General features: G+C 64.7%; 14 protein-coding genes. 9 read left to right on the plus strand and 5 right to left on the minus strand.

From position 1 onward, the window contains the following. Positions 1-2: 2 nt before the first annotated feature. Positions 3-1,187: a penicillin-binding protein activator gene (locus tag ACWNZ3_RS02235; protein ID WP_496901041.1), complete on the minus strand. Its 1,185-nt coding sequence runs from the start codon at positions 1,185-1,187 to the stop codon at positions 3-5. A gap of 89 nt (positions 1,188-1,276) precedes the next feature. On the opposite strand from ACWNZ3_RS02235, the gene rsmI reads away from it, so the two are divergent. The 4 genes from rsmI to ACWNZ3_RS02255 are packed head-to-tail and all read left to right on the plus strand — an operon-like array spanning position 1,277 to position 4,416. Continuing rightward, positions 1,277-2,140 carry a 16S rRNA (cytidine(1402)-2'-O)-methyltransferase gene (rsmI, locus tag ACWNZ3_RS02240; RefSeq protein WP_496901042.1) on the plus strand — a complete coding sequence of 288 codons (864 nt, stop codon included), beginning with the start codon at positions 1,277-1,279 and terminating at the stop codon, positions 2,138-2,140. After that, positions 2,137-2,514, plus strand: coding sequence for a YraN family protein (locus tag ACWNZ3_RS02245; RefSeq protein ID WP_496901043.1), 378 nt, complete (start codon positions 2,137-2,139; stop codon positions 2,512-2,514). The genes rsmI and ACWNZ3_RS02245 overlap by 4 nt, the downstream gene beginning before the upstream one ends. A 58-nt stretch (positions 2,515-2,572) precedes the next feature. After that, positions 2,573-3,508: a glutathione synthase gene (gshB, locus tag ACWNZ3_RS02250; RefSeq protein ID WP_269364040.1), complete on the plus strand. Its 936-nt coding sequence runs from the start codon at positions 2,573-2,575 to the stop codon at positions 3,506-3,508. Continuing rightward, entirely contained in the window at positions 3,505-4,416 is a 912-nt protein-coding gene (locus tag ACWNZ3_RS02255) for an alpha/beta hydrolase fold domain-containing protein (RefSeq protein ID WP_496901044.1), read from the plus strand. The genes gshB and ACWNZ3_RS02255 overlap by 4 nt, the downstream gene beginning before the upstream one ends. Here the strand turns inward: ACWNZ3_RS02255 and ACWNZ3_RS02260 are convergent. The 4 genes from ACWNZ3_RS02260 to cobU are packed head-to-tail and all read right to left on the minus strand — an operon-like array spanning position 4,397 to position 7,815. Then, a complete protein-coding gene (locus ACWNZ3_RS02260) occupies positions 4,397-5,911 on the minus strand; it encodes a YifB family Mg chelatase-like AAA ATPase (protein WP_114277365.1) in 1,515 nt (504 codons plus the stop codon). The two genes, ACWNZ3_RS02255 and ACWNZ3_RS02260, sit on opposite strands and share 20 nt — an antisense overlap. 56 nt (positions 5,912-5,967) lie before the next feature. Continuing rightward, entirely contained in the window at positions 5,968-6,660 is a 693-nt protein-coding gene (locus ACWNZ3_RS02265; protein ID WP_496901045.1) for a glutathione S-transferase, read from the minus strand. A 58-nt stretch (positions 6,661-6,718) separates the two neighbouring features. Then, positions 6,719-7,300, minus strand: a complete 582-nt coding sequence (locus ACWNZ3_RS02270) for a histidine phosphatase family protein (protein WP_496901046.1) — start codon at positions 7,298-7,300, stop codon at positions 6,719-6,721. Then, positions 7,297-7,815 (minus strand): bifunctional adenosylcobinamide kinase/adenosylcobinamide-phosphate guanylyltransferase, encoded by a 519-nt coding sequence (gene cobU, locus ACWNZ3_RS02275; RefSeq protein WP_331284234.1) that lies wholly within the window; start codon positions 7,813-7,815, stop codon positions 7,297-7,299. Before cobU ends, ACWNZ3_RS02270 begins: the two co-directional genes overlap by 4 nt. Before the next feature lie 98 nt (positions 7,816-7,913). Between cobU and ACWNZ3_RS02280 the strand changes: the two genes are divergently transcribed. The 5 genes from ACWNZ3_RS02280 to ACWNZ3_RS02300 all read left to right on the plus strand — a co-directional run bounded on the left by ACWNZ3_RS02280 (position 7,914) and on the right by ACWNZ3_RS02300 (position 14,024). Continuing rightward, complete coding sequence (locus tag ACWNZ3_RS02280) at positions 7,914-8,792, plus strand: RNA polymerase factor sigma-32 (protein ID WP_269364050.1); 879 nt, start codon at positions 7,914-7,916, stop codon at positions 8,790-8,792. Positions 8,793-8,864: 72 nt separating this feature from the next. Then, on the plus strand, positions 8,865-10,058 hold the full coding sequence (coaBC, locus tag ACWNZ3_RS02285) for a bifunctional phosphopantothenoylcysteine decarboxylase/phosphopantothenate--cysteine ligase CoaBC (RefSeq protein ID WP_496901047.1): 1,194 nt from the start codon (positions 8,865-8,867) through the stop codon (positions 10,056-10,058). Positions 10,059-10,067: 9 nt separating this feature from the next. After that, positions 10,068-10,520, plus strand: coding sequence for a dUTP diphosphatase (dut, locus tag ACWNZ3_RS02290; protein ID WP_496901049.1), 453 nt, complete (start codon positions 10,068-10,070; stop codon positions 10,518-10,520). Continuing rightward, the gene (gene moeB, locus ACWNZ3_RS02295) at positions 10,520-11,575 is read left to right on the plus strand and encodes a molybdopterin-synthase adenylyltransferase MoeB (RefSeq protein ID WP_496901050.1); all 1,056 of its coding nucleotides are present in this window, start codon (positions 10,520-10,522) and stop codon (positions 11,573-11,575) included. Before dut ends, moeB begins: the two co-directional genes overlap by 1 nt. A 433-nt stretch (positions 11,576-12,008) precedes the next feature. Further along, on the plus strand, positions 12,009-14,024 hold the full coding sequence (locus ACWNZ3_RS02300; protein ID WP_496901051.1) for a M3 family metallopeptidase: 2,016 nt from the start codon (positions 12,009-12,011) through the stop codon (positions 14,022-14,024). Positions 14,025-14,033: the final 9 nt, after the last annotated feature.

The following is a 14,033-nucleotide window of genomic DNA, read 5'->3' on the forward strand; positions in this document are numbered from 1 at the left end:
GATCAGGAACCCGCGCCGCCAAACGCCTTGGGCGCGGGATCGAGGATCACAACCGATTTGTCGCGGATCGTAGCGACGGCCAGCCCACGTTCATTGGTGCCGTCCGCGCGCAGGCGGAAGATGCCGCTTGCCCCCCGGAACCCCGCACCCTGGGTCAGGGACGCACCGGTGAGCGCCGTGGATTTGCCGGTCTTGACCAGGGCACCGATGGCCGCAATCCCATCAAATGCCAGTCCGGCCAGAGGATGCGGGTCAGACCCGTATGCAGCGCTGTATTTCTGGCGGAACACCCCTGTCGCGCCAGGGTCGGGCAGGGCGAACCATCCCCCCTGAACCCCTGGCAGGGCAAGGGTTGCAGGCGGAATGTCCCAGCGTGTCAGGCCGATGAACTGTGTTGTGGGGGCCTTTATGCCGGCCTCGGGCAGCAGTTGCGCATAGAGCGGCAGGGCACTGGCCGAAGAGGTCGTCAGGAACAGCGCATCGGCATTGCCGCTGTCCATGGCCGCCTTGACCCGCGGCACCGAAGCGATGACGGATTCCTGGCTGAGCGCATAGTCCACGGTCCCCGCGAGGGTCGCACCGTTTGCAGCAATCGCCCGCTGGATCGCATCACGCCCCAGTTGCCCGGCGACATCCTGCCCGTGCAGGATCACGATCCGGTCCTTGCCGTTGCGCTTGGCATGGCCGACCAGCCGGTTCGCGGTGGATTCAAAGGTTGGCCCGAGCACAAAGACGTTGCCGCCGGCGATGGTCGTGTTGTTGGAGAACGACAGCACGTTCACGCCCTGAGAGGCCACCGCAACCCCGGCGGCATTGGCGGATTCGCCATAGACCGGCCCGAGAATGATCTTGGCCCCTTCGGAGACGGCCTGGGATGCCATGCTGGCGGCAGTGCCTGCATTCCCGGCCGTGCCATAGACGCGCAGGTCCACCTTGACGCCGTCCAGGTCCCGGATCGCCAGACGTGCCGCGTTTTCAAGGTTCTGCGCAAGCAGGTTGTCGCTGGCCGAACCGCCGCGCGGGACCAGCAGGGCAACCGGGATCGGTGCACTTGTATCAACCTTGGGTCCGCCGGTGTTTGCCAGCCCGCCGATGGCCATCGGCTCGCAGGCGGCCAGGACCAGGGCAAAAAGGGCCAGGATCAGCAGCCGCAGCTTCTTGCGGCCTGCATCGAAAAAAGCAATCATGTCGAACTCACTCTCCGGGTGGTCAGGCGGCGTCGGGACGCCGGTGTTTTACCTAAGCAATCATAGAGAGTGCGAAAGGCGGGTCCAGCGTGAATTACCTCAAAGCCGCTTTGTCGGCGGGTTTATACTTTGTCGGCGTCCCGATCGGGACGGCGCGCGATATCACCCTGCGCGCGCTTGACGTGCTGGCCAGCGCAGATGTGCTGGCAGCGGAAGACACCCGCAGCCTGCGGCGGCTGATGGATATTCATGGCGTGCCACTGGCGGGGCGGCGCATTGTCGCGATGCATGATCACAGCGGTGCGGCTGTGACCGACAAGCTGCTGGCCGCGATCCGCGCCGGGCAGTCGGTGGCCTATGCCTCCGAGGCCGGCATGCCGCTGATTGCCGATCCGGGGTTCGAATTGTCCCGTGCCGTGGCCGAGGCCGGGTTGCCGCTGACCTGTGCACCGGGGCCATCCGCACTGCCCACGGCGCTGGCGCTGGGCGGATTGCCGACGGATGCGTTCTTTTTTGCGGGGTTCCTGCCCAATGCCGCAACCGCGCGCAAGGCTGCGCTGGAGACCCTGCAGGAGGTGCCGGGCACGCTGGTGTTTTACGAATCACCAAAGCGGCTGGGGGCCATGCTGCGCGATGCGGCGGAGGTGCTGGGCCCGGACCGGAAAGCGGCCGTCTGTCGGGAACTCACCAAGAAATTCGAAGAGGTGCAGCGCCATCCCCTGGAAAAACTGGCGGAAATCCACGCGGAGTCCAATCCAAAGGGCGAGATCGTGGTGCTGGTGGACCGTGCCCGTTCAGGAACTGTTAGGGAAATTGACCTAGAAACGGAATTGAAAGGCGCATTGTCGGAAATGTCGATGCGCGATGCGGTCGATATGGTGTCGCAGGCGCATGGATTGCCACGGCGCAAGGTGTATCAGGCTGCCCTGGCGATGGGAAAGGATGACACATGACCGGTTCTGCCAGAACCCACAGGGGCGCGATGGCTTTTCAGGCGGGGGTCGCGGCGGAAAACCGGATTGCGCAGGACTACGAAAGGCGCGGCTTTGCCCTGGCGCGCAGGCGGTGGCGCGGCAAGGGCGGGGAGATTGATCTGATCCTGCGTGACGGTGACGGGCTGATCTTTGTCGAAGTCAAACAGGCACGTGATTTCGACCGCGCCGCACAAAGCCTCTCTGCCCGCCAGATGCAGCGCATCTTTCTGGCCGCCGAAGAATTCCTTGGATCAGAACCTGCGGGCACCCTGACCGAAACGCGGTTTGACGTCGCGCTGGTCGATGCACAGGGACAGACCCGGATCATCGAAAACGCCTTTGGTCACGGCTGACCCATTGCACCCGCCGTCCCGCTGCGCCATCTAAGAGGCAAGCAGCAGGGATTGACCGATGAAAATTGCCTTTCAAATGGACCCGATCGGGGATGTGAACATCAACGCGGACAGCAGTTTCCGCCTTGCCGAAGAAGCGCAGGCACGGGGGCATGAGCTGTTCTTTTACGGGCCCGATCAACTGGCCTACCAGGAAGGGCGGATCACCGCGCGGGGGCATGATTTCACCGTTCAGCGTGTGCAGGGCGACCATGCGCAGCTTGGCCCCCTGCGGGAGGTCGATCTGGCAGAATATGATGTGGTCTGGCTGCGGCAGGACCCGCCCTTTGACATGCATTACATCACCTCGACACATCTGCTCGACCGGCTCAAGGGCACCACGCTGGTGGTCAACGATCCCTTCTGGGTGCGCAATTATCCCGAAAAGCTGTTGGTGCTGGATTTCCCCCAGCTCACTCCGCCCACGACGATTGCCCGCGACCTTGAAACCATCAAGGCGTTCAAGGCCAAGCATGGCGATATCATTCTCAAGCCGCTCTACGGCAATGGCGGGGCCGGGGTCTTCCGGCTGGATGAGAAGGACCGCAACCTAGCCTCCTTGCACGAACTGTTCACCGGTTTCTCGCGCGAGCCGCTGATCGTGCAAAAATTCCTGCCCGCGGTGTCCAGGGGCGACAAACGGGTCATCCTGGTCGACGGGGAGGCCGTGGGCGCGATCAACCGGGTTCCGGCAGAGGGTGAGACGCGGTCGAACATGCATGTGGGCGGCCGCCCCGAAAAGATCGGCCTGACCGAGAGAGACCGCGAGATTTGCGCCACCATCGGGCCGCTGTTGAAGGAAAAGGGGCAGATATTTGTCGGGATCGACGTGATCGGCGACTACCTGACAGAGATCAACGTGACCTCACCCACCGGGATACAGGAGCTTGAGCGGTTTGACGGCGTCAACATCGCCGGCAAGATCTGGGAGGCGATCGAGGCGCGGCGCGCATGAGCCTGTTGCGGCCAGTCCTGAACAACTATCTGCGGTTGGTGGAAAAGCCGCGCCTGGCACGGGCGGAGGGGCCAGAACAGATGCGCGCCAACCTGGAAAGGCAGGCGCGCTATTTCTTTCACGCCCCCCGTGGCACGCAAAAACAATGGCAGGTCCTGCAGGCGGCGGGCCGCCAGGTCGAGGCGCTGGAGGTCGTGCCGCGCGTTCTGACCTCTGACTCTGTCATCCTCTATATCCACGGCGGCGGGTTCGTCTTTGGCAGCCCGCGCACCCATGCGGCGATGCTGGGCAAGATCGGGCAATTGACGGGGATGCGTGCGGTCTTGCCGCGCTACCGACTGGCGCCGGAGGCTCCCTTTCCCGCTGCCGCCACCGACGTGCGCACCGCCTGGGATGGGTTGATCGCCAGCGGGATCAAGCCGGCCCAGGTGATTGTCGGCGGCGACAGTGCCGGGGGTGCGCTCGCGCTGGGTCTACTGGCCGAACTGGCGGGGGCGGGCGCGGCGCAACCCGCCGGGGTCTTTTGTTTCTCGACGCTTACCGACCTGACCTATTCGGGCGCGAGTTTCCGCCAGAACGCGCAGGCAGAGGCGGTTCTGGTTGCAGACCTCGCTGATGAAATGTGCCGGATGTATCTGGGAGACCACCCGGCAGAGGATCCGGCGGTCAGCCCACTGTTTGCGGATTTTACCGGGGCGGCACCGGTCTGGCTGACGGTGGGCGACACCGAAATCCTGCGCGACGATTCACGCCGGATGGCGGCACGGTTGCGCGAACAAGGTGTCGATGTCTGCTTTACCGAGGTCCGCGACCTGCCCCATGTCTGGCCGATCCTGCACAACATCCTGCCGGAAGCCCGGGCGAGCCTGCGCGACCTGGCAGCGTGGATCAGCCAGCGCCTGGATTGACCAGGCGAAAGCTGACCGCCTCGGCGATATGCGGCTTGCGCACGCTTTGTGCGCCGTCGAGGTCGGCAATGGTGCGCGCCACCCGGATCACCCGGTGATAGCCCCGTGCCGACAGGTGAAACCGTTCCGCCACCTTGGTCAGCAGCGCGCGCGCCTCTGCGTCGGGGGTGGCGATCTGTTCCAGCATGTCGCCCTCGGCGTCGGCGTTCACCCGCATGCCGGCGTGATCCTTGAAACGGGCGGCCTGGGTGGCGCGGGCAGCAGCGACACGGGCGGCCACATCGGCGGAACTGTCGCCGCTGCCGGGCAGGTCCAGATCGGTGAAGGCGACGGGGGGCACATCGACCCGCAGATCGAAGCGGTCCATCAACGGCCCCGAGATGCGGCCCATGTAATCCTCCCCGCATTGCGGCACCCGCGCACAGGCGCGCGCTGGATCGCTGAGATAACCGCATTTGCAGGGGTTGGCGGCGGCCACCAGCATGAACTTGCAGGGATATTTCACATGGGCATTGGCCCGCGCGATCATCACCTCCCCGGTCTCGATCGGCTGGCGCAGGGTTTCCAGCACCATGCGGGGAAATTCGGGAAATTCATCCATGAACAGGACGCCGTTATGGGCCAGCGAGACTTCGCCGGGCCGGGCCTGTCGCCCGCCGCCGATGATCGCGGCCATCGAAGCGGTGTGGTGCGGTTCGCGAAACGGACGCGCGCGGGAAATGCCGCCCTCGTCCAGCAGACCGGCGAGGGAGTGGATCATCGACGTGTCCAGCGCCTCTGCCGGGGTCAGGGGCGGCAGGATGGAGGGCAGCCGTGCGGCCAGCATGCTCTTGCCCGAGCCGGGCGTGCCCACAAACATCAGGTGATGCCGCCCGGCGGCGGCGATTTCCAGCGCCCGTTTGGCCCTCTCCTGCCCCTTGACGTCGCGCATGTCGCGGCCCTGTGGCGGTGCCGAAACCTCGCCCGGTTCGGCAGGGGGCAAGGGGGCCTGGCCGGTATAATGGCGCACCACGTCGCCCAGGGTGGGCGCCGCGATGACCTGGGTCTTGCCCACCCAAGCGGCTTCCGCCCCCGATCCGGCGGGACAAAGCAGGCTGCGGTCCTGTTCTGCGGCGGCCATGGCGGCGGGCAGGGCCCCCACCACCGGCACCAGCGTGCCGTCCAGTGACAATTCGCCCAGGGCAACGACAGTCTGCACCACGTCGTCGGGCAGGATATCCAATGCGGCAAGCAGCGACAGTGCAATGGGCAGGTCGAAATGGCTGCCCTCCTTGGGCAGGTCGGCGGGGCTGAGGTTGACGGTGATCCGCTTCGACGGCAGCGCGATGGCCATCGAAGTCAGCGCCGTGCGCACGCGGTCGCGGGCTTCGGACACCGCCTTGTCCGGCAGGCCGACGATGGAAAAGGCCGGCAGGCCCGCCGTCACGGCGCATTGCACTTCCACCATGCGCGCCTCGACCCCCTGGAAGGCGACGGTATAGGCGCGTGAAACCATCTGTTATCCCTTTGGCAACCTTGGTTAAGGGATAGGGAGGGGTGGTTTAAGAAGAGTTAACGCGGCTCATCGCCCGGCCAGGGCGCGGTTTCGGTGCCCATGTCGTAGGGAAAGGGGTCGTAGGTGGTTTTCAGCCCTTCCGCACGCCAGGCCTTGAAGGCCGGGTCACTGATCGCAATCTCGCAGTAGCGGCGCGCCGCCTCGGACACGGGCAGGTCATAGCCGATGATGCGCGCGGCCACCGGGGCGTAAAACACATCTGCCAGCGAGTATCGCCCGAAAAGCCATTGCCCCCGCAGGTCCGCATTGCGCATGGCATGGGTCCAGAGGGTTTCGATCCGGTCAAGGTCCGCCTGCACGGCCTCGGTGACCACGAAGCCCTTGTTCACATGCTGCAACTGCATCGGGCAGGCCCCGCGCAAGGCGGTGAAACCGGATGTCATCGCGGCACAAAGCCAGCGCGCCGTGGCGCGGGCTGCCGCGCCGTCGGGCCACAGGCCCGCCTCCGGGTGCCGTTCGGCCAGCGTTTCGGCCATGGCGAGGGTTTCGCCGATCACGGTGCCCTCAGGCGTGCGCAGGACCGGCACCAGTTTCGCCGGGGCAAGGGCCGCCAGCTCATCCGCCATCGTGCCGCTGTAAAGGCCCACCATATGGGCCTTGTAGGGCAGGTTGAATTTTTCCAGCATCAGCCAGCCCCGAAGGGACCAGCTTGAGAAGGTGCGATCGCCGATGAAAAGGTCATATGTCATGTCGCCACCTAGCCCTGATGTGAAAAGCGGAGCAAACGCAATTTTGTGCGGCAGGTGATCACGGGCAGTGATTGATGCGGCGCAGCTGCCAGGTTTCTGCCTCGTAATGCAGTTCGGTCACCGACAGGTTGTCGATCTTGTGGGCCATTGCCGCATTGGCGGTGACGCCCATGGCCCGCTGAACCTGGGTCAGGATCACGCCGAAATGCGCCACGGCGATGATATGTGCGTCGGGGTGGCGGGCGTTCAGCGCGTCGACGGCTTTGCCCACGCGGTCTGCGGCGGCGTTCCAGCTTTCGCCGCCGGGCGGGGCAACATCTCCGGGGGTTTCCCAATAGGCGCGGGACAGGTCCGGGTCTGTGGCGGCGACTTCGGAGAAGTGTTTTCCGTCCCAATCCCCGAAATGCAGCTCGCGCAGGTCGTGCCGATGCGGCAGACGCCTGTGGCCCGGCATCTCAAGCGCATCGGCGGTGGTGATCGAACGGATCAGATCGGACGACACGACAAGCGCCCGTTCCGGCAGGAAGGCGCTGAGCCGCGCGATGCGCGCCCTGTCGGACAGGTCCGCAGGGACATCGCGCCATCCTACAAAGGTCTTTTCATGGGTGGGACCGTGCCGGACCCAATGCCAGGTGGTCATGGCAGATGGCCTTTCAGGACCAATGGCAACCCGGCCGTCACCTGCACCACCAGTGCCGCCTCCTGCGCCAGCGCGATATTGAGCCGCCCCTGCGCTTCGCGGAACTGCCGGGCCAGGGCGTTGTCGGGCACGATGCCGTGACCAACCTCGTTGGAGACGATGACCCAGGGTGCAGCGCAGCCGCGCAGGGCGGTCAAAAGCGCCTCCCGGGCCGGGAGAAGGTCCGAACCCTCCATCATGTGATTGCTCAGCCACATGGTCGCGCAGTCGATCAGGACGCATTCATCGCCCGTCACCCCGGCCAGCGCCGGGGCCAGATCAAGCGGCGCTTCGATGGTGCGCCACCGCGCATCGCGCCGCTTTTTGTGAACCGCCACCTTTTGTGCCACCTCATCATCGAGGATCCGGCCGGTCGCCAGATAAACCATTGGCCGACCGTCATTTTCCAGAAACGCTTCGGCCCAGGCCGATTTGCCGGACGCGGCCCCGCCTAGGACGAGAGTGGATTGGGTCAAGATTTTTTCCTTTAATTCGGAACTATGGCGCCGGGTCATGCGTACCTTTGTCAAAGGCCGGTCTCAAGGCTTGCCATGTTTTCAGGGGGTATTTGAATATGACAACGCAAACGGCCAGAGAATTTTCCCTCACCCGGACCGCCATGAAAGCGGAACTGCTGGACGCAGAAACCGAGCTGAAGCTGGCATATGCCTGGCGCGACCAGCGGGATGAAGCGGCCCTGCATCGCCTGATCACCGCCTATATGCGTCTGGCCGTTTCCATGGCGGGCAAGTTCAAGCGCTACGGCGCGCCGATGAACGACCTGATCCAGGAAGCGGGCCTTGGGCTGATGAAGGCGGCGGACAAGTTCGACCCGGATCGCGGGGTGCGGTTTTCGACCTATGCTGTCTGGTGGATCAAGGCCTCCATCCAGGATCACGTGATGCGCAACTGGTCGATGGTGCGCACCGGCTCCACCTCCTCACAGAAATCGCTGTTCTTCAACATGCGCCGGGTTCAGGCCCGGCTTGAGCGTGAAGCCTCGGCGGCGGGTGAAACACTGGACCGGCATCAGCTGCGCCAGATGATCTCGACCGAGATCGGCGTGCCACTGCATGACGTGGAAATGATGGAAGGGCGGCTGTCCGGCTCTGATTATTCCCTGAACGCGACCCAGTCGGCAGAGGATGAGGGCCGCGAATGGATTGACGCGCTGGTGGATGAAAGCGCGCAGGCGGCAGAGCGGGTCGAAGACAGCCACGACACGGCGCAGCTGCGCACCTGGCTGGTGGTTGCGATGCAAGAGCTGAACGACCGCGAGCAGTTCATCGTGCGTGAAAGAAAGCTGCGCGATCAGCCGCGGACGTTGGAAAGTCTGGGCGACGAGTTGAGCCTGTCGAAAGAACGCGTGCGCCAGCTGGAGGCGGCCGCATTTGTCAAAATGCGCAAGTCGCTGGAAGGGCAGTCGCGCGAGGTCATGCATTTCCTGAACTGACCGTCCGGGGCTGGCACATTCCCGGGCTGCCGCTTATGGTCCCAGCCAGGCGCGATCTGGCAAGGGGATATCATGCTGGCAGGCAAACACATTCTGCTGATCATCGGTGGTGGCATCGCCGCGTTCAAGTCGCTTGACCTGATACGCCGCCTGCGCGAACGCGGGGCAGAGGTGACGCCGGTCCTGACCACTGCCGGGTCCGAGTTCGTGACCCCCCTGTCGGTATCTGCACTGGCGGGAAAGCCGGTGTTTCAGGCGCTTTTCGATCTGAACGACGAGGCCGAGATGGGGCATATCCAGCTCAGCCGCGTGGCCGATCTGGTGCTTGTTGCACCCGCAACAGCCGACCTGATGGCAAAGATGGCGCAGGGCCTTGCCAATGACCTCGCCTCCACCCTGCTGCTGGCCACCGATACGCCGGTTCTGATCGCGCCGGCGATGAATGTCCGCATGTGGCAGCATCCGGCAACCCAGCGGAATATCGAAACCCTCATGGCGGATGGGATCGCCATGGTCGGTCCCAATGCTGGTGACATGGCCTGTGGCGAATTCGGGCCGGGCCGCATGGCCGAACCGCTTGAGATCGTGGCCGACATCGAGGCGCGGCTGGCCGATGGGCCGCTCAGGGGGAAACGCATTCTGGTGACCTCGGGGCCGACCCATGAACCCATCGACCCGGTGCGCTATATCGCCAACCGGTCCTCCGGCGCGCAGGGGGCGGCGCTGGGCCGGGCGCTGGCGGCGCTGGGCGCGCATGTCGTCTTTGTCACCGGACCTGCCGATGTGCCCCCGCCCGAGGGGGTCGAGGTGATCCGCGTCCAGACCGCTTTGCAGATGCTGGAGGCGGTGCAGGGGGCCCTGCCCGCCGATGCCGCAATCTTTGCCGCCGCCGTGGCCGACTGGCGGGTCAGTTCGGCCAGCGACCGGAAGCTGAAAAAGTCGAAGGATGGCCTGCCCGAACTGAGCTTTGCCGAGAATCCAGACATCCTCAAGACCGTCAGCCGGATGCCCGAAGGCCGGCCCGGTCTGGTGATAGGCTTTGCCGCCGAGACCAACGATGTCGTCGACAATGCGACGGCCAAGCGCGCGCGCAAGGGCTGCGACTGGATCCTGGCCAATGACGTATCCCCCGAAACCGGCATCATGGGGGGCGATGAAAACGCGGTCACGCTGATTTCCGACGCAGGCGCGGAGGTCTGGCAGCGCATGGGCAAGGATGCTGTTGCCCGCAAACTGGCAGCGCGTATCGCGCAGGCACTGGGTTAGGATACATCGATGGTCACGATTACACTGCGCTGGGCCGAAGGGGCCGATCAGACACTGGGCCTGCCCGCCTATGAATCCGCCGGGGCTGCCGGTGCGGATCTGCGCGCCAACCTGCCAGCGGGGCCGGTGACATTGCCCCCTGCGGGCCGCGCGTTGATCTCCACGGGGTTGCATATGGCCATCCCGGAAGGGTTCGAGGTGCAGATCAGGCCGCGATCAGGCCTGGCGCTGAAACATGGGCTGACCCTGCCCAACAGCCCCGGCACGATTGACGCCGATTATCGCGGTGTTGTCGGGGTGATCCTGCTGAACACCGGGACGGAGGCCTTTGAGGTGACCCACGGCATGCGGATCGCGCAGATGGTGGTGGCCCCGGTGGTGCAGGCGGCTTTCAGGGTCGGGGAAACCCTGGATGATACCGCGCGGGGCGGCGGCGGCTTTGGATCCACGGGACTGAGCTGATGTTACTGGTTGCGGTCATGGCTGCCGCGATCTGGTTCGGCGGCGGCGTGATTGGCGCGCCGCGCAAGCTCCGGCTGATCCTGCTCGGTGTGCTGTACCTCGCAGTCCTGGGCATCCAGTTGACCTTTCCCGCCACCCATCCGCTGGCGGTGAACACCGGTGGCAGTGCCGCGCTCTGGCTGCTGCTGGGCGGTGCCGTGGTGATCTTTCTGGCCTACCGCGCGCTGATCCGCATCTTGCGCCAGCGCGCAGAGGGCAGAACAGCCATGCCGGACAGCGCGAAATCCACCGGTACATTCACCGACACCGAGCTGAACCGATATGCCCGCCATATCGTCCTGCGCGAGGTTGGCGGTGCCGGTCAGAAGGCCCTCAAACATGCGCATGTGCTGGTCATCGGGGCCGGCGGTCTGGGCGCGCCGGTGCTGCAATACCTCGCCGCCGCAGGTGTCGGCACCATCGGCGTGATCGACGATGATCAGGTGGAAAACGCAAACCTGCAACGCCAGGTGATCCACCCGGACAGTGCCATCGGCATGCCCAAGGTCTTCTCTGCGCAAAAGGCGATGCAGGCGCAGAACCCATTTGTCACCGTACGCCCCTATCACCGCCGCCTGACCGCGGAAATCGCCGATGAGCTGGTGGCTGAATATGATCTTGTGATCGACGGCTGCGACAATTTTGAAACCCGCTATCTGGTCAACGCCGCCTGCGTGCGGGCCGGGGTGCCGCTGATCTCGGGGGCGCTCAGCCAGTGGGAGGGGCAGCTTTCGGTGTTTGACCCGGCGCGGGGCGCGCCTTGTTACCAATGCATTTTCGACAAGGCGCCGGCGCCGCATCTTGCGCCCTCCTGCGCCGAGGCCGGGGTGATCGGTCCGCTGCCCGGCGTGGTGGGCGCGATGATGGCGGTGGAGGCGATCAAGCTGATCACCGGCGCGGGCACGGTCGCGCGGGGGCAGATGGTGATCTATGACGCGCTCTTTGGCGAGAACCGCAGCATTGCGGTGCAGCGCCGGGCGGGATGCCCCACCTGCGGCAGGGCTGCGGAAAGCTGACATTGCTGCCGGTGCATTGTATCTGCCGCCCCCGCGTCCTAGGGCCTGTGGACATTCGTCTTCGTCCACCCGCGCGAGACGGATTTTGCCGCTGGTGCCCTGATGTGAGCGCAGCAATGCGATCATTGGAAGCGAACATCCGGGATGGCAGAGGCAAAATCCGCCGCGCCCCGCAGGGGTTTCGCCAAAATTGCCCATTTCTGCGTTACAGCGTCCCGCCTTTACTTTAAGGCAAATCGCTTCGCCAATGTCCCGAGAGCGCGTAGCGCGGCAGGGTATTGGCGCTTCAATTTCAAGGCGGGGCGCGCAAAGAGAGCTTGAAATAGCTGGCTATTCCTGCGCTCTCTTGCCTGGAACTGAGCAATTTTGGACTGAAACGGGTGGGCGAAGACGAATGTCCACAGGCCCTAGCTTGAGCGCAAAGGAGATCCCCATGACAAACCCGCTGCTGCAAGACTGGCAAACCCCCTTTGCCCTGGCCCCCTTCGACCGGATTTCCGACGAAGATTTCGCCCCCGCGCTGGAAGCGGCGCTGACTGCCCATAATGCCGAGATTGAGGCGATCGCGCAGAACCCGGATGAGGCGGATTTTGCCAATACAATCGAGGCGCTGGAAGCCGCAGGCGGGGCGCTGGACAAGGTGCTGGGCGTTTTCTTTACCGTGGCGGGGGCCGACAGCACGCCTGCGCGGGAAGAGCTGCAACGCGACTTTTCACCGAAGCTGGCGGCGCATTTCTCCGAGATTTCCGCAAACAAGGCGCTGTTTGCCAGGGTGGCCGCCGTCTGGGACAGGCGCGACAGCCTGACGCTGAGCGATGAACAGGCACGGGTGCTGATGCTGACACATCGCGGCTTTGTCCGTTCCGGTGCCGCGCTGGAAGGGGCGGAGGAAGCGCGGATGAAGCAGATCAAGGGCAGGCTGGCGGTGCTGGGCACCCAGTTCACCCAGAACCTGCTGGCGGATGAGCGGTCGTGGTTCATGGAACTTGCCGAGGAGGATCTGGCCGGTCTGCCCGATTTCGTCGTCGACGCCGCCCGCGCGGCAGGGGAGGAAAAGCGCGCTTCCGGCCCGGTTGTGACCCTGTCGCGGTCTCTGATCGTGCCCTTCCTGCAATTCTCCCCCCGCCGCGATCTGCGCGAAAAGGCGTTTCGCGCCTGGGAGGCGCGGGGCGCCGGTGGGGGCGAGACCGACAACCGCGCCATCGCGGCCGAAATTTTGTCCCTGCGCGAGGAGCGCGCCAAGCTGCTGGGCTATGAAAATTTCGCGGCCTACAAGCTGGAAACCGAAATGGCCAAGACGCCCGAGGCCGTGCGCGGCCTGCTGATGGAAGTCTGGGAGCCGGCCAGGGCGCAGGCCAATGCGGATGCCGAGGTGCTGACCAGCATGATGCATGCCGATGGCGTGAACGGTGACCTGGCGCCCTGGGACTGGCGGTATTACGCAGAGAAACGCCGCGCGGCGGAGCATGATCTGGACGAGGCCGCGTTGAAACCCTACTTCCAGCTGGACCGGATGATCGACGCGGCCTTTGACTGCGCCACCCGGCTCTTCGGTCTGGAATTCGCACCCCTCGACGTGCCGCTCTATCACCCGGATTGCCGGGCCTGGGAAGTCACCCGGAAGGGCGAACATGTCGCCGTGTTCATCGGGGATTATTTTGCCCGTGGGTCAAAGCGGTCGGGGGCCTGGTGTTCGGCCATGCGCGCGCAGGCGAAATTCCCCAAGGTGCAAAGCCCGGTGGTGATCAACGTCTGCAATTTCGCCAAATCCGATCCGGCGCTGCTGTCCTATGACGATGCGCGCACGCTGTTTCATGAATTCGGCCATGCGCTGCATCAGATGCTGTCGGATGTGACCTATGAATCGGTCAGCGGCACCTCCGTGGCGCGCGATTTTGTGGAACTGCCCAGCCAGCTTTACGAACACTGGCTGGAGGTGCCCGAAGTGCTGGGCAAATTCGCGACCCATGCAAGGACCGGGGCGCCCATGCCCGGGGAGATGCTTGACAAGGTGCTGGCCGCAGCGACCTTCGACATGGGGTTCCAGACGGTCGAATACCTGGCCTCGGCCCTTGTCGATCTTGCATTTCACGATGGCGCGGCACCCGCCGATCCGATGGCGCGGCAGGCCGAGGTGCTGGCAGGCATCGGCATGCCGGAGGCAATCCGCATGCGCCATGCAACGCCGCAGTTCGCTCATGTCTTCTCGGGCGATGGCTATTCCAGCGGCTACTACAGCTACATGTGGTCCGAGGTCATGGATGCGGATGCCTTCGAGGCTTTCGGGGAAGCGGGCGGCGCCTTTGAGCCGGGCATTGCGGCAGCGCTTGAGCAGCATATCCTTTCCACCGGTGGCAGCCGCGATGCAGCGGAGCTTTATGTCGCGTTCCGGGGCCGGTTGCCGGGGGTTGAGGCGCTGCTGCGGGGCCGTGGGCTGATCGCGGTTTGAGAGGGTGCC

The sequence above is a fragment of the Sulfitobacter sp. IGS-18 genome (genome assembly GCF_059628195.1).